The 22,961-nt window shown below is 71.2% G+C and carries 20 protein-coding genes and 1 pseudogene; 14 read left to right on the top strand and 7 right to left on the bottom strand.

Annotation, left to right across the window (positions count from 1 at the left end; translation table 11 throughout):
- Window position 1: 1 nt before the first annotated feature.
- A complete protein-coding gene (locus OG892_RS31005) occupies window positions 2-1,507 on the top strand; it encodes a precorrin-2 C(20)-methyltransferase (RefSeq protein ID WP_371630796.1) in 1,506 nt (501 codons plus the stop codon).
- Here OG892_RS31005 and OG892_RS31000 read toward each other — a convergent pair.
- Window positions 1,492-2,253 carry a cobalt-precorrin-6A reductase gene (locus tag OG892_RS31000; RefSeq protein WP_073737610.1) on the bottom strand — a complete coding sequence of 254 codons (762 nt, stop codon included), beginning with the start codon at window positions 2,251-2,253 and terminating at the stop codon, window positions 1,492-1,494. The two genes, OG892_RS31005 and OG892_RS31000, sit on opposite strands and share 16 nt — an antisense overlap.
- A gap of 11 nt (window positions 2,254-2,264) precedes the next feature.
- Between OG892_RS31000 and OG892_RS30995 the strand changes: the two genes are divergently transcribed.
- Window positions 2,265-3,380, top strand: a complete 1,116-nt coding sequence (locus OG892_RS30995) for a cobalt-precorrin-5B (C(1))-methyltransferase (protein ID WP_073737611.1) — start codon at window positions 2,265-2,267, stop codon at window positions 3,378-3,380.
- 30 nt (window positions 3,381-3,410) lie between these two features.
- On the opposite strand, the gene cobM is transcribed toward OG892_RS30995, so the two are convergent.
- Together cobM and cbiE are read right to left on the bottom strand one after the other, a co-directional pair.
- Window positions 3,411-4,160 (bottom strand): precorrin-4 C(11)-methyltransferase, encoded by a 750-nt coding sequence (gene cobM / locus OG892_RS30990; protein WP_073737612.1) that lies wholly within the window; start codon window positions 4,158-4,160, stop codon window positions 3,411-3,413.
- The gene (cbiE, locus tag OG892_RS30985; RefSeq protein WP_371630795.1) at window positions 4,157-5,467 is read right to left on the bottom strand and encodes a precorrin-6y C5,15-methyltransferase (decarboxylating) subunit CbiE; all 1,311 of its coding nucleotides are present in this window, start codon (window positions 5,465-5,467) and stop codon (window positions 4,157-4,159) included. Before cbiE ends, cobM begins: the two co-directional genes overlap by 4 nt.
- Window positions 5,468-5,772: 305 nt before the next feature.
- Between cbiE and OG892_RS30980 the strand changes: the two genes are divergently transcribed.
- From OG892_RS30980 to OG892_RS30950, 7 genes are all read left to right on the top strand, one after another.
- Complete coding sequence (locus tag OG892_RS30980; RefSeq protein WP_073737615.1) at window positions 5,773-6,492, top strand: TetR/AcrR family transcriptional regulator; 720 nt, start codon at window positions 5,773-5,775, stop codon at window positions 6,490-6,492.
- Between the two features lie 228 nt (window positions 6,493-6,720).
- A complete protein-coding gene (locus OG892_RS30975) occupies window positions 6,721-6,915 on the top strand; it encodes a ferredoxin (RefSeq protein WP_073737616.1) in 195 nt (64 codons plus the stop codon).
- Window positions 6,912-8,123 carry an NAD(P)/FAD-dependent oxidoreductase gene (locus tag OG892_RS30970; RefSeq protein WP_371630794.1) on the top strand — a complete coding sequence of 404 codons (1,212 nt, stop codon included), beginning with the start codon at window positions 6,912-6,914 and terminating at the stop codon, window positions 8,121-8,123. The genes OG892_RS30975 and OG892_RS30970 overlap by 4 nt, the downstream gene beginning before the upstream one ends.
- On the top strand, window positions 8,120-9,376 hold the full coding sequence (locus OG892_RS30965; RefSeq protein ID WP_371630793.1) for an NAD(P)-binding domain-containing protein: 1,257 nt from the start codon (window positions 8,120-8,122) through the stop codon (window positions 9,374-9,376). Before OG892_RS30970 ends, OG892_RS30965 begins: the two co-directional genes overlap by 4 nt.
- Window positions 9,373-10,587, top strand: a complete 1,215-nt coding sequence (locus tag OG892_RS30960) for a cytochrome P450 (protein ID WP_371630792.1) — start codon at window positions 9,373-9,375, stop codon at window positions 10,585-10,587. Before OG892_RS30965 ends, OG892_RS30960 begins: the two co-directional genes overlap by 4 nt.
- Window positions 10,588-10,792: 205 nt before the next feature.
- Window positions 10,793-11,539 (top strand): class I SAM-dependent methyltransferase, encoded by a 747-nt coding sequence (locus OG892_RS30955; protein WP_371630791.1) that lies wholly within the window; start codon window positions 10,793-10,795, stop codon window positions 11,537-11,539.
- 219 nt (window positions 11,540-11,758) lie between these two features.
- On the top strand, window positions 11,759-12,601 hold the full coding sequence (locus OG892_RS30950; RefSeq protein ID WP_371630790.1) for an endonuclease/exonuclease/phosphatase family protein: 843 nt from the start codon (window positions 11,759-11,761) through the stop codon (window positions 12,599-12,601).
- Window positions 12,602-12,817: 216 nt separating this feature from the next.
- Here the strand turns inward: OG892_RS30950 and OG892_RS30945 are convergent, their stop codons facing one another.
- The gene (locus OG892_RS30945; protein ID WP_371630789.1) at window positions 12,818-13,540 is read right to left on the bottom strand and encodes a hypothetical protein; all 723 of its coding nucleotides are present in this window, start codon (window positions 13,538-13,540) and stop codon (window positions 12,818-12,820) included.
- 306 nt (window positions 13,541-13,846) lie between these two features.
- Between OG892_RS30945 and OG892_RS30940 the strand changes: the two genes are divergently transcribed.
- From OG892_RS30940 to OG892_RS30930, 3 genes are read left to right on the top strand one after another with little or no spacing between them, the layout of a single operon-like run.
- Window positions 13,847-15,145, top strand: coding sequence for a sugar ABC transporter substrate-binding protein (locus tag OG892_RS30940; RefSeq protein ID WP_073737628.1), 1,299 nt, complete (start codon window positions 13,847-13,849; stop codon window positions 15,143-15,145).
- Window positions 15,145-16,134 (top strand): sugar ABC transporter permease, encoded by a 990-nt coding sequence (locus OG892_RS30935; RefSeq protein WP_363222965.1) that lies wholly within the window; start codon window positions 15,145-15,147, stop codon window positions 16,132-16,134. The genes OG892_RS30940 and OG892_RS30935 overlap by 1 nt, the downstream gene beginning before the upstream one ends.
- Window positions 16,127-16,996 carry a carbohydrate ABC transporter permease gene (locus OG892_RS30930; protein ID WP_371630788.1) on the top strand — a complete coding sequence of 290 codons (870 nt, stop codon included), beginning with the start codon at window positions 16,127-16,129 and terminating at the stop codon, window positions 16,994-16,996. Before OG892_RS30935 ends, OG892_RS30930 begins: the two co-directional genes overlap by 8 nt.
- Window positions 16,997-17,097: 101 nt before the next feature.
- On the opposite strand, the gene OG892_RS30925 is transcribed toward OG892_RS30930, so the two are convergent.
- Window positions 17,098-17,958, bottom strand: coding sequence for a helix-turn-helix transcriptional regulator (locus tag OG892_RS30925; RefSeq protein ID WP_371630787.1), 861 nt, complete (start codon window positions 17,956-17,958; stop codon window positions 17,098-17,100).
- A gap of 149 nt (window positions 17,959-18,107) precedes the next feature.
- Here OG892_RS30925 and OG892_RS30920 point away from each other — a divergent pair, with 149 nt between their 5' ends.
- Window positions 18,108-19,154 (top strand): NAD(P)-dependent alcohol dehydrogenase, encoded by a 1,047-nt coding sequence (locus OG892_RS30920; protein ID WP_371630786.1) that lies wholly within the window; start codon window positions 18,108-18,110, stop codon window positions 19,152-19,154.
- 192 nt (window positions 19,155-19,346) lie between these two features.
- Here the strand turns inward: OG892_RS30920 and OG892_RS30915 are convergent.
- Window positions 19,347-19,511 (bottom strand): annotated as a pseudogene (locus tag OG892_RS30915) (IS5/IS1182 family transposase); the annotation flags it as partial.
- 278 nt (window positions 19,512-19,789) lie between these two features.
- Between OG892_RS30915 and OG892_RS30910 the strand changes: the two are divergent.
- A complete protein-coding gene (locus OG892_RS30910; protein ID WP_371630785.1) occupies window positions 19,790-21,406 on the top strand; it encodes a hypothetical protein in 1,617 nt (538 codons plus the stop codon).
- Window positions 21,407-21,582: 176 nt separating this feature from the next.
- Here OG892_RS30910 and OG892_RS30905 read toward each other — a convergent pair whose 3' ends face one another.
- Window positions 21,583-22,875, bottom strand: a complete 1,293-nt coding sequence (locus OG892_RS30905; RefSeq protein WP_073737633.1) for a trehalase family glycosidase — start codon at window positions 22,873-22,875, stop codon at window positions 21,583-21,585.
- Window positions 22,876-22,961 lie beyond the last annotated feature (86 nt).

Below are 22,961 nucleotides of genomic sequence, written 5' to 3'. Positions count from 1 at the left end.
CGTGAGCGAGCAGAAGAACGGCCGGCTGTACGGAGTCGGGCTGGGCCCCGGCGATCCGGCCCTGATGACCGTACGCGCCGTGCAGGTCATCGCGGAGGCCGATGTCGTCGCCTATCACAGCGCCCGGCACGGACGGTCGATCGCCCGGTCCATCGCGGCCGGGTACATCCGCCCCGACCACATCGAAGAGGCCCTGGTCTACCCCGTCACGACGGAGACCACGGACCATCCGGGCGGCTACCGGGGCGCGCTGGACGACTTCTACGCCGAGGCGGCGGCCCGGCTCGCGGTCCACCTCGACGCGGGGCGCACGGTCGCCGTGCTCGCCGAGGGCGATCCGCTCTTCTACGGCTCGTACATGCATATGCACAAGCGGCTCGCCGACCGCTACCCCACCGAGGTGATCCCCGGTGTCACCTCGGTCAGCGCGGCGGCCGCCCGGCTCGGCACCCCGCTCGTCGAGGGCGAGGAGGTGCTGACCATCCTGCCCGGCACCCTGCCGGAGGAGGAGCTGACCGCCCGGCTGGCCGCCACGGACACCGCCGTGGTGATGAAGCTGGGCCGGACGTTCCCCGCGGTGCGCCGCGCCTTCGAGGCGTCGGGGCGGCTGCCGGAGGCCCGTTACGTGGAACGCGCCACGATGGCCGGGGAGCGCACGGGCGAGCTGGCCGAAATCGAGGCCGGCTCCGTACCGTACTTCGCGGTCGCGGTGCTGCCCAGCAGGATCGACGCGCCGCGTCCCGAGGGCACTCCGGGCGGCGGTGAGGTCGCCGTGGTCGGCACCGGGCCCGCCGGACCGCTGTGGCTGACGCCCGAGACGCGCGGGGCGCTGGCCGCCGCCGACGACGTGGTGGGCTACACCACCTATCTGGACCGGGTACCGGTCCGGCCGGGGCAGTCCCGGCACGGCTCGGACAACAAGGTCGAGTCGGAGCGCGCCGAATTCGCCCTGGACCTGGCGCGTCGCGGGCGGCGCGTGGCAGTGGTGTCCGGCGGAGACCCCGGGGTCTTCGCCATGGCGACGGCCGTCCTGGAGACGGCCTCCCAGGACCGGTACGCGGACGTGCCGGTACGGGTGCTGCCGGGCGTGACGGCGGCCAACGCGGCGGCCGCACGGGCGGGGGCGCCGCTGGGCCACGACTACGCCACGATCTCGCTCTCCGACCGGCTCAAGCCGTGGGAGGTCATCGCGGAGCGGTTGCGCGCCGCGGCCTGTGCGGACCTGGTGCTCGCGCTGTACAACCCCGGCTCACGCAGCCGGACCTGGCAGGTCGGCAAGGCGCGCGACCTCCTCCTGGAGCACCGCTCACCGGACACCCCGGTGGTGCTCGGCCGGGACGTCGGCGGACCGGCCGAGAGCGTACGCACGGTGCGGCTGGCCGATCTCGACCCGGCCGAGGTCGACATGCGCACGATCCTGATCGTCGGGTCCTCGCAGACGCGCTGGGTGCGGCGCGGTGACGGGCGCCAGATCGTCTGGACGCCGCGCCGCTACCCGGAGGGCTGAGCCCCGGGCCCCCCGCGCAGCCAGTCGAGGGCCCGCTCCGGGGTACCGGCCACCGCGACCCCCTCGGGAACCGGTGGCCGGCGCACCACGACCACCGGGATGCCCGCCTCGCGGGCGGCGGCGAGCTTGGGGGCGGTGGCGGCGCCGCCGCTGTCCTTCGTGACGAGGACGTCGACGCGGTGCCGGCGGATCAGCTCCCGCTCCCCGTCGAGGCTGAACGGGCCCCGTTCGAGGAGCACCTCCATCCGGGCGGGATGCGGGGGCTCGGGGGCATCCACCGAGCGCATCAGGAACCACAGCCCGTCCAGCCCGGCGAAGGCGGCCAGTCCCATGCGTCCCGTGGTGAGGAACACCCGCCGCCCCAGCGCGGGCAGTGCGCGTGCGGCCTCCTCCAGGGAGCCGACCGGGTGCCAGTCGTCGCCACGGCCGGGCACCCAGCCGGGCCGGCGCAGCGCCAGCAGGGGAACATGGGCAGCCGAGGCGGCTGTCGCCGCGTTGAAACTGATCGTCCCGGCGAAAGGATGGGTGGCGTCGATGAGCGCGTCCACCTGGTGCGTACACAGCCACGCGGCAAGGCCGTCGGCGCCGCCGAACCCGCCGACGCGCACCTCGCCCGGCGGGAGCCTGGGACTGGCCACGCGCCCCGCGAGCGAGCTGGTCACCCGGGCGTCCTCGGGCAGTGCCGCCACCAGCAGCTCGGCGAGGCGACGGGCCTCCGTGGTCCCGCCGAGTACGAGTACGTGCATGAGGTCCATCCGTGGGTGAGGCGAAGGGCGGGCGCAGCGCCCAACTCAAACACACCGGTCTGCGGCCCGGCTGGACGACCGGTGCCTGCGCGACCGCGGCGGCCACGGCCGCGTACACCGCCCTGCTGACCGGCGACTTCCCCGACCCGGTGACCATCACCCTCCCCCGGGGCCAGACCCCGGCGTTCGCGCTGGCGGTGGAGGAGCTGGCCGGCGGGCGGGCGACAGCCGGTGTGGTCAAGGACGCCGGGGACGACCCGGACGTCACCCACGGCGCTCTCGTACGCGTCACCGTCCGGCGGCTGCCGCCGGGCTCCGGTGTGGTGTTCAGGGCGGGGCCCGGCGTGGGCACGGTCACCCTGCCCGGCCTGCCGCTCGACGTGGGCGAGCCCGCCATCAACCCCGTGCCCCGCCAGATGATCCGCGACCACCTCGCGCGGGTCGCAGAGGCGCACCGGGGGACGGGGGACGTCGAGGTCACCGTGTCCGTGGACCACGGCGAGGAGATCGCCCGCTCGACCTGGAACCCGCGCCTGGGCATCCTGGGCGGCCTGTCGATCCTGGGCACGACCGGTGTCGTGGTGCCGTACTCCTGCTCGGCGTGGATCGACTCGATCCGCCGGGGCGTGGACGTGGCCCGCGCGGCCGGCCACACCCATGTGGCGGGCTGCACGGGTTCGACGTCCGAGAAGACCGTGGTGGCCGAGTACGGGCTGCCGGAGATCGCCCTGCTCGACATGGGGGACTTCGCGGGCGCCGTGCTGAAGTACGTGCGCCGCCATCCCGTGGACCGGCTGACCATCTGCGGCGGGTTCGCCAAGCTGTCGAAGCTCGCCGCCGGCCACCTCGATCTGCACTCGGCCCGTTCCCAGGTCGACAAGCCCTTCCTGGCCGGGCTGGCCCGGCGGGGCGGCGCGGACGAGGCCCTGGCCGCCGAGGTGGCCACCGCGAACACGGGTCTCGCGGCGCTCCGGTCCTGCCAGGCGGCCGGTGTCCCCCTCGGGGACCTGGTGGCGGTGGCCGCCCGGGACGAGGCGCTGACGGTACTGCGCGGCTCGCCGGTCGCCGTCGACGTCATCTGCATCGACCGGGCGGGCACGGTCGTCGGGCGCAGCAGCGTCCGCTGACCGGCCGCCCGCAGGGGGCGCGGGGCGCCGTCAGCAGGCGTGCCGGTCGCGTCCGGGCGAGTAGAGGTGGCTGTCGCGGAACTGGTCGGCGCCGAGCGTGCGGCCGACCATGATGACGGCGGTACGGATCACGCCCGCCGCCTTCACCTGTTCCGCGATGCCGTCGAGAGGTCCGCGCAGGATGAGCTCGTCGGGGCGGGAGGCGAGGGCGACGACGGCGGTGGGGCAGTCGGCCCCGTAGTGCGGCAGCAGTTCCTCGACGACCCGGTCCACGTACCTGGCGGCCAGGTGCAGGACGATCAGGGCCCCGCTGCGGCCCAGCGTCGCGAGGTCCTCCCCCTCGGGCATCGCCGTGGCCCGGTTGGCGATCCGGGTGAGGATGACGGTCTGGCCGACCGTGGGGACGGTCAGCTCCCGCTTGAGCGCCGCCGCGGCGGCCGCGAACGCGGGCACGCCCGGGATCACCTCATAGGGCACGCCCGCCTCGTCGAGGCGCCGCATCTGCTCGTTGACCGCGCTGAACACCGAGGGGTCGCCCGAGTGCAGCCGCGCCACGTCGTGACCGGCCTCGTGCGCGCCGATCAGCTCGGCCGTGATCCGGTCGATGTCGAGCTGCGCGGTGTCCACCAGCCTGGCGTCCGGGGGGCATTCCGCGAGGAGTTCGGCGGGCACCAGGCTGCCCGCGTACAGGCACACCCCGCAGGCGGCGAGCGTCCGCGCGCCGCGCACGGTGATCAGGTCGGCCGCGCCCGGACCCGCGCCGATGAAGTACACGGTCATCTGTTGTCTCCTGAATGTCCTGAATTCTCTGTACGGGTGTGCGCCGCGGATTCCGCGCTCGTACCGGCCGAGGCCTTGCGAACCGACCACTGGGTCACCGGCATGGCCTGCCGCCAGCCGGTGAAGCCGCCGACCGGCACGGCGTGCGCGACGGCGAGGCGGACCAGCTCGCCCCCGTGCCGGCGGTACCACTCGGTGAGCACCGCCTCCGACTCCAGCGTGACGGTGTTGGCGACCAGCCGGCCACCGTCCGGCAGCGCTTCCCAGCAGGCGTCGAGCAGGCCGGGCACGGTCAGCCCGCCACCGATGAACACGGCGTCGGGCACGGGCAGTCCGGCCAGCCCGTCGGGGGCCCCGCAGCTGACCACGCGCAGGGCGGGCACCCCGAGCCGTCCGGCGTTGCGCGTGATGCGCTCCGCCCGCACGGGGTCACGCTCCACGCTGATCGCGCGGCACGAGGGGTGGACGCGCATCCACTCGATCGCCACGGACCCGGAGCCGCCGCCGACGTCCCAGAGCAGCTCGCCCGGTGCCGGTGCGAGCGCGCCGAGGGTCGCGGCCCGGATGTGGCGCTTGGTCAGCTGGCCGTCGTGCTCGTACGCGTCGTCGGGCAGGCCGGGGGCGGCGCCGAGGTGCGGGGTGCCGGGGGCCCGGCGGCATTCGACGGCGATCACGTTCAGCGGGTCGCCCGGCGGGTGCGCCCAGGTGTCCGCGGTGCCGTCGGTGCTCGCTTCGCTCTCGCCGCCGAGCTGTTCCAGGACGCGCAGCGTGCTCGGCCCGAAGCCGTGTTCCCGCAGCAGTGCGGCGACCACGGCGGGGGTGCCCGCGTCCGCGCTGAGGACCAGCAGCCGGCGGCCGTCGTGCAGGGCGGCCGCGAGCCGGGCGGCGGGCCTGCCGACCAGCGTGACGACCTCGGTGTCCTCCAGGGGCCAGCAGAGCCGGGCGCAGGCGTAGGACACGGAGGAGGGGTGCGGCAGAACCCGCAGCCCATCGGCGCCGAGCACTTCGGTGAGGGCCCGGCCGATCCCGTAGAACATCGGGTCACCGCTGGCCAGCACCGCGATCCTGCTCCCGGCGTGCGCGGCGAGCAGGCCGGGAACCGCGGGCCGCAGCGGCGAGGGCCAGGCCACGCGCCGTCCCGCGCACTGCGGCGGGAGCAGGCCGAGCTGACGCTCACCGCCGATCAGGACCTGCGCGCCGATGAGTGCGGAGCGCGACGCGTCGGGCAGCCCGGACCATCCGTCGGCTCCGATCCCCACGACGCTCACGGGCGGCGGAACGGGGGGCGCGGCGGGTTCGGGAGTCACGGACGATACCTCGGTGTTCGGGGGCTGACGCACCCGAACTCTACTGTCCGGCCTTGTCAGGACACCGGCCAGGTGGACGGGGCGCGGCACGCTGCCGGAGCGCGACCGGATCTGCGGGCGGAGCGGATGGTGTCGTGGTCCCCGGCTGGAAGAATGGCCGGTCGTGATGATTCGCGTACTTCTCGCCGACGATCAGGACATGGTGCGCCGCCGTCGGCCTCGGTGGACGACCCGCCGTGCCGCGTCCTGAGGGCGGGGCCCGCTGGGCGGCCCTTTAACCTGTAGCCGGAAGGGAAGTGCACTCCATGGAGACACAGCCGGCCGATGGCGGTCAGCGGGACGGGCAGGGCTCGCGGCGGCGCCGGGAGATCGTGGCCGCGGTCCAGCGGCTGCTCGGCGAATGGGGCAGCTCCGACCGGCTGACCATGCGCGCGGTCGCCAAAGAGGTGGGCATCTCCGCACCGAGCATCTACCTGCACTTCAGCGACAAGACGGAGCTGGTGTGGGCGGCGCTGGAGGACCGATACGGCGAACTGGCCGCCCAGATGGCCGCCGCCGCCCGCGCCGACGACGACGCGGATCCGCGGAGCCGGGTCCGGGCGCAGGCCCACGCGTACTGCCGGTTCGCCATGAGCAGTCCGGGCCACTACCGGCTCATGTTCGAGGTGCACCAGCCGGCGGCGGACCCGAGCAGGATCGGGGGCCACCCCGCCCGCCGCATCTCGGCCGGCCTCCGCGCCGGTCTGCACGCGTGCGCGGTGGACGGGGCCGGACTGTCCCTGCCGGTGGAACAGGCCGCGCAGACGCTGTGGGCCGGTCTGCACGGCATGGTGTCGCTGCACCACAGCCTCCACCGTGACGAGTCCTCGGAAGGGCTGGTCCTGCAACTCGCCGACGGGCTGGTCGACTCGCTCGTCGCCGGCGCCCAGGGCGCCCCTTTCCTCGCCGGAAGCGAATCCGAGACCGAGGCGTCGCGCCGGATCAGGGAAATCAGGAGCCGTCCGGAGCCGAACGGCCCGCAGTAGTCGCGACAGCCACCCGGCGGTGAGGGGAACCGACTCCGGTCGGCACATCCGGGCACCCCACGGGCACACATCCTTCACTCCTTCAACAACCCTGCCCATAGGGCTGGTTGCTGCCCCGCATCCGCAGGAGTACAGTCGCCGCTGAACTAAGTTAGGTGCTTAGGGCAACCATATGGTGCCTGACCCGCGTCGCCCGTTACCGCGGGCTGGACGGAAGTGAATCCCCCCATGGACATCTCCATCGACTTCGACAAGTGCTGCGGTGCCGGACAGTGCGTGCTGGCGGCGCCGGAGGTCTTCGACCAGCGTGACGAGGACGGCGTCGTGGTCCTCCTCGACGACAACCCGCCGGCCGGGCAGACCGAGAACGTGGTCCAGGCCGCGGCGGCCTGCCCGGCCGCCGTGATCCAGGTACGGGTGTGAGTGCCGCGCCCGCCGCTCCGTCGCGGATCGCCGTGGTCGGCGCTTCCGCCGCCGGACTGAGCGTCGTTGAAGGACTGCGGCGCGAGGGCTACACCGGGTCGCTCACGCTGATCGGCGAGGAGGCGCATCTCCCCTACGACCGGCCGCCGCTGTCGAAGCAGCTGCTGTCCGGCACGTGGGACACCGACCGGCTCCGCCTGCGCGGCAAGGACGACATCGCGGCCCTCGGCCTGGAGCTGCGACTGGGCTCACCGGCCGTCGCCCTGGACACCCGGACGAGGGAGATCACCGTGGCCGACGGAAGCCTTGTCGGCTACGACGCCCTGGTGGTGGCCACCGGCACCCGGGCACGTCGGCTGCCGGGCACCGAATCGGTGCGCGGCGTGCACGTACTGCGCACCCTGGAGGACGCGGTCGCGCTGCGCGAGGGCCTCGCCACCAGGCCGCGCCTGGTCGTGGTCGGCGGTGGCTTCGTCGGCGCCGAGGCTGCCGCCGTGGCCTGCGGCCTGGGCTGCGAGGTCACCCTCGTCACCGACACCGCCCAGCCCATGGGCGACGCCCTCGGCGACGAACTGGGCGCCCTGCTGCGCACCGTCCACCATGAGCACGGCGTACGGATCGACAGCGGGGTCCTCGTCGATGAGGTCCTCACCGACGGCGGGCGGGCGAGCGGGGTGCGCCTCGCCGACGGCCGCACCCTCGCCGCGGACGCCGTCCTGGTCGGCATCGGGGCCCGGCCCAACACCGAGTGGCTCACCGGCAGCGGCGTTCCGGTCGGTAACGGGGTGGAGTGCGACGCCACCCTGTATGCCGGCTCCGGAGTGTGGGCGGCGGGCGATGTCGCCTGCTGGCTCAACGCCCGCACCGGTGAGCCCTGGCGTATCGAGCACCGCACGAACGCCGCCGAGCAGGGCCTGGCCGTCGCCCGCAACATCCTGGCCGGCCCGGAGCGTGCCACGCCTTTCGACCCGGTGCCCTACGTGTGGTCCGACCAGTACGACCTGAAGATCCAGATCTACGGCCGGACCCGGGGCGCCGACGAGGTCCGCGTCGTCGAAGGCAGCACGGCCGGGCGCAAGTTGGTCGCGCTCTACGGCAGGAACGGCCGGACCTGCGCGGCGGTCGGCATCAACATGGCCCGAGCCCTGCGCGGCTACCGGGCCCAGGTCGCCGCGGCGGCCCCTCTTCTCACCGGGAGTGCAGCATGAGCGACACCCTCCGGGCCGGCGTGATCGGCCTGGGAATGATCGGCGGCGGTGTGGCCGTCAGCCTGGCCCGCAGCGGACGCGTCCCCGCGGTCCACGACGTCCGCGACGACGCCGCCGCGGACCTGGCCGGTGTGCCCGAACCACTCGGGTCGCCCGCCGAGGTGGCCAGGGTGTCCGACGTCGTGATGGTCGCGGTGGTCAACGCCGATCAGGCACGCGAGGTCATCGGCGGTGAGGACGGCCTGCTGCGGGCGGCCCGGCCGGGACTGACGATCGTCCTGCTCGCCACCGTCGCCCTGCCCGTCGTCCACGAACTGGCCGCGCTCTGCGCCGAACAGGGCGTGGGCTTCCTCGACTGCGGGGTGACCCCGGGCGACAAGGCCGCCGAGAACGGCATGGTCGCCATCCTCGGCGGAGAACAGCGCACCGTGGACGCGGCAGGGCCCGTCCTCGCCGACTGGGCGAAGAAGGTGGTGCACTGCGGCCCGCCCGGCGCGGGCATGGCCACCAAGATCGCCCGCAACGTTGTCACCTACGGCAGTTGGCGCACGGTCGCCGAAGCCTCCGCACTGGCCCGCGCCGCCGGGGTGGACCCTGCCCGCCTCGCCGAGGTCATCGAGGCGGCCGACCCCGAGGGGCGCACCCTGCTGCAACTGCTGCGCATGCAGGACACCGACGGCGTCCTGCCCGAGGCCGTCGGGCGGCAGGTCGAACCCCTGATGACCAAGGACCTCGATGCCGCCCGGGACCTCGCCGCCGCCCTCGGTGTCCAGACCCCCCTCGTCGAGGCGGTACGTACTCAGGCCCGCCGCACTCTCCAACTGGACGCCGAACCGGCCCCGGCCCCGGCGCCCCCCAAGGACGATGTCCACGCCTACGGCCTGCACATGATGGACCAGGCGTACGGCCCCGGCTTCAGCACCGCGGTCCAAGGCGGCGGCGACCCCTTCACCACCGAGACCGTCGACTACCTCTTCGCACAGGTCTGGGGCCGCGAGGGCCTGTCCGTCCGCGACCGCCGACTGCTGACCCTCGGCGTCGCCGCCACCGTCGGCCGGCCGGAACTCGTCCAGATCATCGCCAACGGCGCCCTGACCAACGGCGAACTGACCGCCGACCAGCTGCGCGAGACCGTCCTGCACCTGGCCGTCTACACCGGCTGGTGCAAGGCCACCGCCACCCACACCGGCGTCACCGCCGCGATCGACGCGCACGCCGCCGCGCAGCCCCCCACCGCACAGGAGCAGAAATGACCGAGCCCCTCGTCGACCAGCCCGTCACCCGCGAAGCCGCGGCCCCTCTCGACCCGCCTGCCGAGTACACCGGGCTGCGTGAGAACCAGCCCATCGTCAAGGTCCGCTTTCCCAACGGCTCGACCGGCTGGCTCGTCACCCGCTTCGAGGAAGGCAGCCAGGTCTTCACCGACCCGCGGCTCAGCGCCAGGCGCCCGCGCCACGACACCCCGGAGGGCGAGGTCTCCGAGGCGGGCGAGGACGCTCCTTTCGACGCCGGCTTCGTGATGATGGATGAGCCCGAGCACGGTGCCTACCGCCGCCTGCTCACCGCCCGCTTCACCCCCAAAGCCGTCCAGAACAAGCTCCAGCCCTACCTCGACAGGATCATCGACGAGCACCTGGACGCCATCGCCGCGGGCCCCGAGACGTTCGACTTCGTCCAGGCCATGGCCCTGCCCATCCCCTGCCTGGTGATCTGCGAGCTGCTCGGCGTCCCCTACGAGGACCGTGACGGCTTCCACGAGGCCACCGTCGACCTCATGGACATGGCCAAGAGCCGCGAGGAACGCGACAAGGGCGCCCACTGGCTCATCGACTACATCACCCGGCTCGTCGCCGACAAGCGCCGTACCGGCGCCACCGACGGCATCCTCGCCGAGCTCATCAACAAGACCGACGGCGAGGACGCGGCCCTGACCGAGAAGCAGCTCATCGGGCTCGGCGTGCTGCTGCTGTTCGCCGGACACGACACCACGGCCGCCATGATGGGCCTGTCCACCCTCACCCTGCTCACCCACCACGAGCAGCGCGAACAGATGCTGGCCCACCCAGAGAAGACCGGCACCACGGTCGAGGAGCTGATGCGCTACCTCACCATCGTCCAGTTCGGCCTGGGCCGTGTCGCCAAGGAGGACCTCGAACTCGCAGGCGCCCAGGTCAAAAAGGGTGACCTCGTCGTCGTCGCGATGAACGCCGCCAACCGCGACCCGCGCGCCTTCCAGGACCCCGACACCCTCGACATCGACCGCAAGATGGCCCGCCACATGGGCTTCGGCTACGGCGTCCACGCCTGCCTCGGCCAGAACGTCGCCCGCGCCGAACTCAGGACCGTCCTGCCCAAGCTCTTCCAGCGCTTCCCGAACCTCCGCCTCGCCACCCCGCTGGAGGAGGTTCCCATGGACTTCACCGGCACCAACTACGGAGTCCGCAAGCTCATGGTCACCCGCTGACCATCCTGCCCGGTACGCCGGGAGGGAGCCACCGGCGAGGCTCCCTCCCGGCCCCACCACCCGGATCAGGACGATCGGCAGCTTGGCGAGTCGGCTGAGCCGCATGCCGGCGATCATCCGCTACCGGGGGCTGCCCTCCCGAAACGCGTTCGGAGAACGGCACGAAAGTACGGCGCCAGTACCTGCAACCGTCAACAATGTTCATATGCCCATCACTTCGCAGGCTCGCTCGTTCGACGCGGCTGCCGCCGACTACGCTGCGAACCGTCCTTCGTACCCGTCCGAATTGCTCAACGCGGTCGAGGAACTCGCCGGCTTCCCCTTGCAGGGTGCCCGCGTCGCCGACATCGGGGCCGGCACCGGACTGGCGACGATGCTTCTCCGGGACCGCGGCGCGAACGTCATCGCTGTCGAGCCCGGACCGGGGATGGCCTCGCAGTTCCGTCTCGGCCTGCCCGACGTCCCCCTCGTGATCGGGGACGGCGACAACCTGCCGCTGGCCTCCGCCTCCATCGACGTCCTCACCTATGCCCAAGCCTGGCACTGGACCGACCAGCGCCGATCCGTTCCGGAAGCTCTCCGGGTTCTGCGCACCGGTGGTGCACTCGCTCTCTGGTGGAACGACTCGGACAGCACCGTTCCGTGGATCGCCGGCCAGGACGCGCGCTTGCGCCGGCTCTTCGGTGCCGACGACAGCCCTCACGACCCCACGGCCCGGTTCCGCGGACTACCGGCCGAGCTCGGCTTCGTTCACCGGCATCTGCCATGGAAACGGAGCGTTCCTCTCGACATGCATCTCGCCAACCTCGCCAGCTACTCCGACTTCCTCGTTCTCGGCAAGGAAGCGACGACCACCTTCATGGCCAAGGAGCGTGACGTCCTGGCCGAGGTCTTCCCCAATGAGATGGTCGAGGAGAACTACGTGGTCAGCCTGGCTGTCGCTACCTGTTGACACAGCGATACGTCACGCGGTGACGGCCGGCGGACTGGTCCCGTCAAGTCTCGTGACCAATCGTGGCGAGGCTGGACGGACGGTGCCGGCGTCCGGCACCGTCCGATGTGATGCCGCCATGAGATCCAGTCACCTCATGTGCCGCATATGGCCCGTCGCATAACCTCGGGCGGGAAGACCTCACATGATGACGTGGGTCTCTGCGTCAAGGAGGCAAGGGTGACCGGAACCGGCGCGCGCCGGCTCGCGGGTGCGCTGATCGCGGCCTGCGTGCTCCTCGTCGGCCCCAGTGCACCGAACAGTGCCCACATCGCCAATCCGCTGCCGGCCGACGCCCCCGAGGCGGTCGTGCCGGGCCGTGTCATGACGTGGAACATCTGCAATCCCTGCAGGGGCAGCGGCCAGAACATCGGCCGGGCGGCGGAGATCGCCACGTACGCGCCTCAGGTCATCGGCCTGCAAGAGGCGTGCGTGGGTGATGTCGAGAGGATCCGGGACCATCTGCAGTACATGTACGGGCTGGTCTACCACGTCGAGTACGGATCGGTTCTGCGGAGTTGGAGCCGCTGCGGCGGAGTGCCGTGGAGCCCGGGGGGCTTCGGCCAGGCGATCCTCTCGGCCGCCCCGATGACCGACAAGGTCAACGTGGAGTACCCCGAGGGGGGTTCCGAGGACCGCGGGTACCTGGCCGTCACCACCCTCGTGGACGGCCGGCCCGTCCGGGTCTTCAACACGCACCTGGCCGAGCGGAGGCAGGAGTCATTCCGCGCGAAGCAGACCGCCGTACTGGCGAAGGCGGTCGCCCGCCATGACCGCACCATCGTTCTCGGTGACTTCAACGCGGTGCCGGATGCCGCCGAACTCACCGGGATGTGGGGCCTGGCCTCGGACGCGGACCGTGCGTGCGGTCCCTCGGCGACCGGTGCGTGCGAGCCGACCACCGATTGGCGCAGCAAGTTCGACTACATCTTCCTGCGCGGCTTCGCCCCGCTCACGCAGGACGTGCATCTCACCCCGTACTCGGACCACGATCTGGTGCAGGCCGATCTGAGACGGACGTAGCGGGGTCCGGTGCCGTGGACGCGCGTGCCAGGGCCTTACGGACCAGCGCCTCAGCCTCCACGTGGCGCCCTTGCACATCGAGGGCGATGACCTCTCCGTTGCTGGCTGCCGCTGCCACGAGCCGCATCTCCGGGCCCGTGCCACGGGTCGCGGCCCGGACAACGACCGCGCACTCCGCCTCGCACTCCGCGGAACCGGTCGCTTCCGGCACGCCGCTCACATGGGAGGACGGTGGGAAGACGCGTACTCGTCGGCGATGTTGAAGACGCTGGCACAGCGTGGGCATTCCGCATGTCCGAGGAGATGGGTCAATCCGTCGGCGAGCGCCGCCTCCCCGTCCCGGACGGCGGTCTCGTACATCCAACGGCCGGGGCCGCATAGGGTCTCGGGGGACACCGGCCTCAGGTCCCGTCGGTCCACGTCGCCCAGGTTCCAGTCCCGGATCGCTGAATAGTGTCCGTAGCCGCCGATGGCGATCGTCACCTCTGCAGCGCAGTGGGGGCAGGCGACCTGGTAGAAGTCATCCGAGAAGTCCCCAAGGACCGCACTCCAGTGGTAGAGGCTCTCGACCGCGAGCAGGTCCCGGAAGACAGCGAGGTAGTCGTCCGGGCGTGACCGCAGCTGCAGATCCAGCAGCTCGCGGAACTCCGTGAGCGCTTCGACACAGCCCGCCAGCAGGTCATCGCAGCCGTGGCCCCCTGCGGCGCGCCGGACGATCGCCCCAGCCAGCTCACGCGCCGACGCACTCCGCGACGCCAGACACACCAGACGCGGCAGGGCGGCGAAACTGGCGGGGAACACCATGTCGTTTTCGAGGATCAGCCGGTGCCCCAGCTCATCCCATGCCTCTGCATCATCCTCGCGCTCAAGCCGCACCAAGAGCTCGGGGACGCGGTCGACGTCCCCGTAGCAGTCGTACATCCGTGCCCAGTTCACCACCTGAGCATTCAACCTTGCTGATACTGCCGGGGACGGCTCCGTATCTACAACTATGAACGGAGATCATCATTTCCCGCCACCCTCCACGGATGCCCTTGCCGCGGCTCCGATGCCGCGAAAGGTGCTCATAGAGGATCGAGGAGTGCGCAAAGATGATTCAAAACACCCTTGACCCAACAACTTTGAGCAAATAGCGTCTGGGCGTTCCGGTTTTAGGGCAGCGGCCCCCACGGAACGGACCGTGTCGGTTCCCATGGCTTCTCCCGCGCGGTGAGGCTGCGGCCCCCCACCCCAGGAAGGCTCCGCGTGCGCAGACGTTCCCTCCTCACGGCGGCTGCCGCCACGACGCTCGCGGCGGCCCCGCTCGCGTCCGGCTGCAGTTCCTCCTCGTCACCCTCGCCCTCCTCGGGCAGCGGCTCCCGGCGCGGCCATCTCACCTACGGCGTCTGGGACGTCTACCAGGTGCCGGCCATGAACCGGGCGGCGCGGGAGTTCGAGCGCACGCGGCCGGGGGTCACCGTCGATGTGCAGCTCACCCCCAACGGGACGTACTGGACCAAACTGCGCACGGCGTGCACCGGCGGCGCCGCACCGGACGTCTTCTGGATGAACGGGCCCAACTTCGGCCTCTACGCCGATGCCGGGCAGCTTCTCCCGCTGGAGACCGAGGGGTCCGACGCCGTGCTGCGCCCCGCCGACTTTCCGGCCGACCTGGTTTCCCTCTACCGCTGGAAGGGCACCCAGTACGGCGCCCCCAAGGACTTCGACACGGTCGCGTTGTGGTTCAACAAGGAGATCTTCGACCGGGCCAAGGCCGACTACCCGGACGCCTCCTGGACCTGGCAGGACCTGATCGCCACCGCCCAGCGGCTCACCGACCGCAAGCGCGGGATCTACGGCGTCGGGGCCCCGGTCCGCGCACAGGAGAACTACTACAACTCGATACCCCAGGCCGGCGGCTGGGTCATATCCCAGGACAAGGAGCGCTCCGGCTACTCCGACGACCGCACGCGGGAGGGGCTGCAGCTGTGGATCGACCTGATCCACCGCTACCGCGCCGCCCCGTCCCTGCAGCAGATGACCGACACGGACCCCACCCAGATGTTCCAGTCGGGAACGCTGGCCATGACCTACGAGGCGTCCTACAACGCGGCGACGTTCTACGCCGACCCCGAGCTGCGGGCCAAGGTGGACGTCGCGCCGATGCCCAAGGGCCGCCGCCGTGCCACCGTCCTGCACGGCCTGGCCAACGTCGTCTACGCCCGGACCCCGCAGCCCGAGCTGGCCCGGGAGTTCGTGCGGTTCCTCGGCGGGGAGCGGGCCTCACTGCTCCAGGGCAAGTACGGCACCGCCATCCCGGCCCGCAACGGCACCGCGAAGCCGTGGGCGGCCGGAATGCCGCGCTTCGACCTCCAGGTGCACCTGGACGCGCTCGACTACGCGGTGCCCTTCCCCGGCTCCGCCAACAGTGCCGCCTGGCAGCACAAGGAACAGATGTGGCTCGCCAAGGCGTGGAGCGGCGACGCGACCCTCAAGGGCGCCACCGGCTCCCTGACCGATGCGATGAACCAGCTGCTCGCCCAGGAGAGGAAGGGCCGGTCCTGATGAGCCTCGATGTGCGTACGCGGTCCGCCGTACCGGCGCAGCGCTCCGGGCCGGAGGTCCTGGACCAGCGGGAGCTGCGCCGGCGCGAGCGCCGCTTCAGGAACCGGGACAAGTGGTGGGGCTACGCCCTGATCGCCCCGGCCGGCCTCGGCCTCGCGGTCTTCTACCTGTGGCCGGTGGTGCAGACGCTCTACTACAGCTTCACCGAGTGGGGCGCCTTCGGCGGGACCACCTGGATCGGCCTGTCCAACTACCGCACGCTGGTGGGCGACCCGGAGTTCTGGCACTCGCTGGGCAACACGGGCATCTACACCGGGCTGGTGCTGCTCGGCATCCCGCTGTCGATGGCGCTCGCCGTGCTGCTCAACATCAAGGGCCTGCGCGGCACCGGCGTGTACCGCACGCTCTACTTCCTGCCGGTGGTCACGATGCCCGCCGCCGTCGCGGTGGTCTGGCGCTGGCTCTACAACGGCGACGCCGGCATCCTCAACCACGCACTGTCCTCGATCGGCATCGACGGCACCTACTGGGTGTCCGACCCGCACACCATCCGCTTCGCGGTAGCGGTCGTCGGCGTGTGGATGACCGTCGGCTACAACATGATCCTGCTGCTCGCCGGCCTCCAGAGCATCCCCGGCGACTACTACGAGGCGGCGGCACTCGACGGCGCGGGACGGGTGCGGCAGTTCTTCTCGGTCACCCTGCCGCTGCTGAGCCCCACCCTGTTCTTCACCACCGTGCTCTCGATCATCCAGTCCCTGCAGGTCTTCGACCTGGTGTACCTGATCATCGGCGCCAATACGACGAACTCGCTCCAGAACCCCGCCTACGGCGAGGGCCAGACCGTCGTGATGCTCTTCTTCCAGAAGGCGTTCTTCGACAACCAGCGCGGCTACGGCGCGGCCATCGTCTGCGTGCTGTTCGTCCTGATCATGGCGCTGACCGCCGTCCAGTTCCGGTTGCAGAAGAGGTGGGTCCACTATGCGTGAGGCGCCTGTGCGTGACGCTGCGCGTAAGCCGACGCGGCGGGCGAGCCGCGAAGGCAGGATGTGGCCCGCCCACGTCCTGCTCACCCTCGGCGCGGTCATCACCGTGTTCCCCCTGGTGTGGGAGCTGCTCACCTCCTTCAAGAGCTTCGGTGAGTCCGTGCAGGTGCCGCCGACGATCCTGCCCGCGCACTGGGACTGGTCGAACTACAAGAAGGTCTTCGACGGGGTCCCCTTCGGCCGGCAGTTCATCAACACCGTCGTGATGGCGCTGCTGCGCACCGCGGCCCAGCTACTGCTCTGCTCGATGGCGGCCTACGCCTTCGCCCGGATCCGCTTCCCCGGGCGCGGGGCGATCTTCCTGGCCTTCCTCGCCGTGCTGATGGTGCCCGGACAGCTCTTCCTGCTCCCGCAGTACCAGATCATGCAGAACCTGGGCTGGCTGGACTCCATGCAGGCTCTCGTGGTGCCCGGCATGTTCTCCGCCTTCGGCACCTTCCTGCTGCGCCAGTTCTTCATGGGGCTGCCGGAGGAGCTGGAGGAGGCGGCACGCCTGGACGGTGCCAATCCGTTCACCGTCTTCTGGCGCGTCGCCCTGCCGCTGGCCCGCCCCGGGCTGCTGGCGCTGGGCATCCTCACGTTCCTGTGGTCCTGGAACGACCTGATGTGGCCGCTGATCGTGAACACCGACCCGGCCAAGATGCCGTTGTCGGCCGGCCTGGCCTCGCTCCAGGGCGCCCACCTGACCGAGTACCCGGTACTGATGGCCGGCTCCCTCCTGGCGACTCTCCCGGTGATCGTCGTGTTCGTCGCGATGCAGCGCCAGTTCATCCAGGGCATCGCCTTCTCCGGCATGAAGGGCTGAGCACGCCTGGCCGACACGTCCATCCGTACCGAGGGTCGGCTGGAGAACTCCCACTGCGCGGCAACGGGCGGCGGCGCAGAGGGAGGGGCCACGGGGCCCGGTCAGCGGTTCGCCGGCCGGGTGCCGGTGTCGAGGCCCCAGCTGCCGAGCAGCCGCATCGACTCCTCGGAGGCCGAGCCGGGCGCGGCATGGAAGGTGACCAGCGACATGTCCTGGTCGGCCGGCAGCTTCAGCGTCTCGTAGGACAGGGTGAGGTCGCCCACCAGTGGATGGTGCAGCCGCTTCGTGCCGTGCCCCTTCTCCCGGACCGTGTGCGCGGCCCACAGGGTCCTGAACTCCTCGCTCTTCACCGAGAGCTCTCCCACCAGAGCCGAGAGCAGCGGATCGTCGGGCCAGCAGCCCGCGCACAGCCGCAGCGCGCTCACCAACTCGACGGCCTTGCACTCCCAGTCCACGTACAGATCTCGCGAGTTCGGGTCGAGGAACACGATCCGGGCCATGTTCCGCTCCTCGGGCGGGAGCGTCGTCTCGTCACCGAGCAACGCCCGCGCCATCCGGTTCGACGCCAGGATCTCCATCCGCCGCCCCACCACGTACGCGGGCACGCTGTCCATGGCATCGATCAGGTACTGGAGCTCCGCCCGCAGCCGCTGCGGGCGGGCGGCGGCGCGCTTCTTCTTCGTCTTCGGGCTCGCCAGATGCGTGAGGTGAGCGTGCTCGGTGTCCGACAGCCGCAGCGCACGGGCGATCGCGTCCAGCACCTCACCGGAGACGTTCCCGCTGTTCCCCTGTTCCAGACGTGTGTAGTAGGCCACGGACACGCCGGCGAGCTGGGCCAGCTCCTCGCGCCGCAGCCCCGGTACCCGCCGGGTCCGTCCCACGTTGGGCAGACCCACGTCCTCGGGCTTGAGCCGGGCCCGCCGGATACGGAGGAATTCGCTGAGTTCGGCGCGCTGGTCCATGTCTTCCAGTATCCGGGTACGGCGTGGTGCCCACCGTGACCCTGCCAGTAGTACGCACAGCAGACGTAGGCACAGCGGGGACCTGGGTGTTTGTCGGGGCATGAGGCACAGTTGAAGGACCACCCCACCTTTGAGGAGATCATTCCCGGATGACTGTCACCACCGTCGCCGCATACGCCGCCCCCACCCCCAAGGCCCCGCTGGAGCGCACGACCGTGCCGCGCCGCCCGGTCGGCGAGCACGACGTCCTGATCGACATCAAGTACGCAGGGATCTGCCACTCGGACATCCACCAGGCCCGTAACGGCTGGGGCGAGGGCATCTTCCCGATGGTTCCCGGCCACGAGATCGCAGGCCTGGTCGCCGAGGTAGGTCCGGGCGTGACGAGGTTCGCCGTCGGCGACCGGGTCGGCGTCGGCTGCATGGTCGACTCGTGCCGCGAGTGCGAGAACTGCGAGGCCGGCCTTGAGCAGTACTGCTCCGAGGGCAACGTCGGCACGTACAACGCCATCGGCAAGGACGGCGAGCCCACCTACGGCGGGTACTCCACCCACGTGGTGGTCGACGAGAACTACACCCTGCGCATACCAGAGGGCATCGCCCTCGACGAGGCCGCTCCGCTGCTCTGCGCCGGAATCACCACGTACTCCCCGCTCGCCCACTGGAACGCCGGTCCCGGCAAGAAGGTCGCGATCGTCGGCCTCGGCGGTCTCGGGCACATGGGCGTCAAGATCGCGCACGCGCTCGGCGCCGAGGTGACCGTGCTCAGCCAGACGCTGCGCAAGGAGGCCGACGGGCTGAAGCTGGGCGCGGACCACTACTTCGCGACCAGCGACCCGAAGACGTTCGAGCAGCTCAAGGGCTCGTTCGACCTGATCATCTCCACGGTCTCCGCGCCGCTGCCGCTGGACACGTACCTCGCGCTCCTCAAGACGGACGGCGCGATGGTCAACGTGGGGGCGCCGGAGGAGCCGGTCTCGCTGAACCTGTTCTCCGTCATCGGAGGCCGGAAGACCCTTGCGGGCTCCGGCATCGGCGGCATCCGTGAGACGCAGGAGATGCTCGACTTCTGCGCGCGGCACTCCCTCGGCGCCGAGATCGAGCTGATCCGCGCCGACCAGATCAACGAGGCGTACGAGCGAGTGCTCGCCAGCGACGTGCGCTACCGCTTCGTGATCGACACCGCCACCATCTGACGCCCGTACCCCGGCCGGCCGCATCATCCGGTTCATCGCCGCCGGCCGGGCCGACACCACGGTCGAGGTCCTGCCGGCGGACCGCTCCAGGAGCCCGCGAACCGGGCATGGCCCCTTCCTCAATCCTCAATGTCATCGGCTGGAATTTCGACGGGTACCGGGCCACGGATACCGGCCAGTTCCACACCGCGGCCTCCCTTCGGTCGCTCGCACGTGGCTGGAGTCGGCCACAGCCCGTGACCATTCGAGACGGGCCGCCGCTTTGGGTTCGGCCGGCAGCGCTTCACGCAACTGCTGCCGGACACCGGTCTCGTTCCGGTCCCGCAGTCGCCGCCAGCAGGTCATGCCCGAGCCGAAGCGACCGACCGCACAGGGCACGGTCCGAGGCGCGGCCGGGTCGCCCTACCGCATCCGGGGTCGTCACCGACGACGCAGTGAAACGATATTAGATCCCCCTGCACACTGCCGGAGCAACAACCCTCTCGCACCGCCGCACTAGCCCAAATATCAGGGCGTCCTGCCTCTTGACCGGTGCACCAGCCCGCGCCATAGTGCGTTGAATCCTTTCAAGCACCTTGAGGCAGACACGTACGCGTTGTCGCCTGTGCTTGTTGTGCCTTAGCCAGGAGGACATCTTGTCCACGCACGACGCACCCATGTCCCCGCCCTCCCGCACCCCGGCCGGCGGCCCGAGCCGACGCGGGCTGCTGGCCGGTGGCGGTGCCGCCGCTCTTGCCGCCGCCGCCGTTGCGGGGGCATCCCCCGCGCAGGCTGCCGGTCCCGCCGCTCCGGGGGCCCCCGGCCGTGACCGCACGGCGCGGACGGCCGCGCGCACGCGGGACCGGGCAGCCGGCGCCCGCAAGCGCACCAAGATCGGCATGGGCTACCAGACGTGGTTCATGCCCGGGGTCGGCCAGTGGCAGACGCCCGAGGCCAAGCCGCTGCTCGGTCATTACAGTTCGCTGGACGAGAAGGTCATCAAGCGGCACGCCGAGTGGCTGACCTGGGCCGGTATCGACTACCTGCTCCTCGACTGGTCCAACAACCTCGGCGGCAACTGGACCAACGACACCGCCGCCCAGATCATCAAGGGCACCGATGCCCTGCTCTCCGTCTACGCCAAGCTCAAGAAGCGCCCGCAGCTGACGCTGCTGCTCGGCATGGACGACGGCAAGGCCGGGACCGAGCACTTCCTCGCGCAGATCGAGGAAGTCAAGAAGCGCATCGCGAAGTACCCGGACCTGTGGCTCAAGCACGAGGGCAAGCCGCTGCTCAACGTCTTCACCGGCGCCAATCTGAAGATGCCGCCGGACTGGAACGACGACTACTTCACGCTGCGCTGGCAGGGCGCTTTCCGCGAGATCGTCCTCAACCCGGGCGGGCAGTGGAGCTGGAAGGACCGCGTGCCCTTCGCCAACGGGCCGGAGAAGGTCGTCGCGGACTTCCGGTTCGGTGACGCGGGCCTGGACGGCTGGAAGGCACAGGGCCCCTGGCGGGTCGACAAGGTGCCCACCGGCCCGTCCTTCGACAACCAGGTCGAGGTGCGCTGCGTCTCCATCCGGCCGACGGACGGCGAGCAGCAGGCCAAGGGCAGGCTCACGAGCCCGCCGTTCCGGATCACCGAGCCGGTGCTGTCGTTCAACGCGATCGGCACCGACATGGCCGCGTACGACAAGCTGCCGAGCCTCGACGGCCGCAACGCCTTCCTGCTCAGCGACGCGAAGACCGGCGAGGTGCTCCGGCACGCCTCTCCGCCCGGCGAGCCCGGTGGCTTCCACGTACGGCAGTGGAACGTGCGCGAACTCCTCGGCCGCGAGGTCGTCTTCGAGGTCGTCAACAACAACGACTTCCCGGCCAACCTCGGCTGGTGCGGCGTCGACCGCGTCTTCCAGCAGAGCGCCGAGCAGGTGGCGGTCGTCCCTGCGAGCGCGGGCAATCACGGCCCCGGCAGCTACGACACCTGGGACGCCGACTCGCGCGAGCACGGGGCCACCTACGTCTCGCAGTTCACCGGGGTCTTCGACTGGGAGCCGGAGTTCGTGCAGATCTGTGCCTGGAACGAGTTCGGCGCGCCCGACCAGTTCAGCACGGCCGCCAGCAACGACATCGAACCGACCGTCGTGACCCGCCTGAAGGGGAAGAACTCCGACGGCTGGGGCTACTACTACCTGGACCTGACGCGCGACCTGATCGACCAGTACCGGGCGGGCGCGGAGTTCCCGAACGTCAAGCTCGACCTGCGCTACCCCTGATCTCTGATCTCTGATCCGGGCCCGAACGGCCGGGCGCCCGGCCCCGTGGAGGGGCCGGGCGCCTCGTCGTGCGAGGGGCGCGGGGTGCGCGGGACGTGCGGCGCAGGACCCGCGGACGGCCCGTGCGCGTACACACGGACCGTCCGCGCGCACCCCCTACTCGCCCACCGCCCCGCTCATCCCTCCCCCGCCCCGGCGCTCGCGCGCAGCCTGCTCTCGCTCTCCATGAGGAGGGTGTCCAGCGGGGTCCCCTCGTGCACGAGCCGCCCGAGCAGGACGGCTGCGGCCGAGGTCCAGCCATGGAGCCGGATGGTGCCGTAGCGCTCGTTGGGCAGCGCGAGGCCGCCGGAGACCACGTTGTACTTCTCGTACAGCTCCCCGGTCTCCTCGAAGTGGCGCACCATCAGCGCGACGAATCCCTCGGACGCCTCCCGGGCCCGCTCGGCGAGCCCGTACCGGTCCAGGCCCCAGGCCGTCATGATGATCAGCGGCGCCCACCCCGCCGGGTGCATCCACTGCACGTCACCGTCGGCCATGCCGGGGTGCGGGCTGGGAAGCGCGCGGTCGGTGGTGGTGAGCCCGTACGGGGTACGGAAGCGGTCGAGCGCGGTGGCCGCCCTGCGTGCCTGCTCGGGCGTGGCGACGCCCGCCCACAGCGGCCAGAAGCCGCACAGACTCCAGTGCGGCAGGCGGCGCCCGGCCACGTGGTCGTAGTCGAAGAAGAAGCCCTCCTCCTCGTCCCAGCACAGTTCGCGGATCAGCGCCGCGCGCTCCTGCGCCCGAGCGCGCCACTCGGCGGCGTCGGCCTCCTTGCCGAGCAGAGCGGCGCACTCGGCGAGCACCTCGGCGTAGCGGACGAGGGCGCAGTTGGTGAGCAGCGGGGCGACGCGGCGGACGTCGCCGTCGTAGAGCGGCGTCCAGTCGAGGCCGGTCTCCGCCTCGGCCGCCAGGCGCGGGTCGAGTTGCGGGTCGCCGAGGTCGGCGTTGGTGGCCAGACCGCTCGGGGTGCGGTGGTGCTCGGCACACCAGTAGCCGGTGTACTCGGTGACCATGGCCGCGTAGGCGCGGTGCAGCAGGGCGGTGTCCCCCGTCGCGCGGACGAGGCGCAGGATGCCGTCCGGGAAGACGGGAGTCTGGGAGCGGGTTCGCAGGGCCACCTGGTTGGCGTTGGGCATGAAGCCGAAGCGTTCCACCATCGACACGTAGTTGACGACGTGGGCGCGCACGAGGTCGGTGCGTTCGTGTACGAGCAGGGCGAGGTTGCTGAACCATGTGTCCCAGGCGAACATCGACCGGTACCAGGGCGGACCGACGCGCCCGCCGCCGGAGGCGTACGGCTCGGGGAGGTACAGGGCGTTGGGGTCTGCCCTGACCTCGCTCTCGTCGGCGGTGACGAGATCCTCGTCCCACCATTGGCGGACCTGGTCGTCGAGGTCCCGCCAGCGGCTCGCGTCATCGTGATCGGTCATGGGGCTGGTCCTCCGGTTCGGGCGGGGGCCGGCACCTGCGGGCCCTCCTGCGGGTGAGGGGGCGGCCGCCCGGCATGTGCGCGCCG

This window comes from Streptomyces sp. NBC_00341 (genome assembly GCF_041435055.1).
In the GTDB taxonomy this organism is placed as follows: Bacteria; Actinomycetota; Actinomycetes; order Streptomycetales; family Streptomycetaceae; genus Streptomyces.
This window is presented reverse-complemented; position numbering and strand designations above follow the sequence as displayed.

Excerpts from the sequence above, each read along its gene's own strand:
- OG892_RS31000 (WP_073737610.1), bottom strand. The coding sequence starts at position 2,253 with ATGCACGTACTCGTACTCGGCGGGACCACGGAGGCCCGTCGCCTCGCC.
- OG892_RS30975 (WP_073737616.1), top strand. The coding sequence starts at position 6,721 with ATGGACATCTCCATCGACTTCGACAAGTGCTGCGGTGCCGGACAGTGC.
- OG892_RS30935 (WP_363222965.1), top strand. The coding sequence starts at position 15,145 with ATGAGCCTCGATGTGCGTACGCGGTCCGCCGTACCGGCGCAGCGCTCC.
- OG892_RS30955 (WP_371630791.1), top strand. The coding sequence starts at position 10,793 with ATGCCCATCACTTCGCAGGCTCGCTCGTTCGACGCGGCTGCCGCCGAC.
- OG892_RS30925 (WP_371630787.1), bottom strand. The coding sequence starts at position 17,958 with ATGGACCAGCGCGCCGAACTCAGCGAATTCCTCCGTATCCGGCGGGCC.
- OG892_RS30920 (WP_371630786.1), top strand. The coding sequence starts at position 18,108 with ATGACTGTCACCACCGTCGCCGCATACGCCGCCCCCACCCCCAAGGCC.
- OG892_RS30960 (WP_371630792.1), top strand. The coding sequence starts at position 9,373 with ATGACCGAGCCCCTCGTCGACCAGCCCGTCACCCGCGAAGCCGCGGCC.
- OG892_RS30965 (WP_371630793.1), top strand. The coding sequence starts at position 8,120 with ATGAGCGACACCCTCCGGGCCGGCGTGATCGGCCTGGGAATGATCGGC.
- OG892_RS30930 (WP_371630788.1), top strand. The coding sequence starts at position 16,127 with ATGCGTGAGGCGCCTGTGCGTGACGCTGCGCGTAAGCCGACGCGGCGG.
- OG892_RS30905 (WP_073737633.1), bottom strand. The coding sequence starts at position 22,875 with ATGACCGATCACGATGACGCGAGCCGCTGGCGGGACCTCGACGACCAG.
- OG892_RS30980 (WP_073737615.1), top strand. The coding sequence starts at position 5,773 with ATGGAGACACAGCCGGCCGATGGCGGTCAGCGGGACGGGCAGGGCTCG.
- cobM (WP_073737612.1), bottom strand. The coding sequence starts at position 4,160 with ATGACCGTGTACTTCATCGGCGCGGGTCCGGGCGCGGCCGACCTGATC.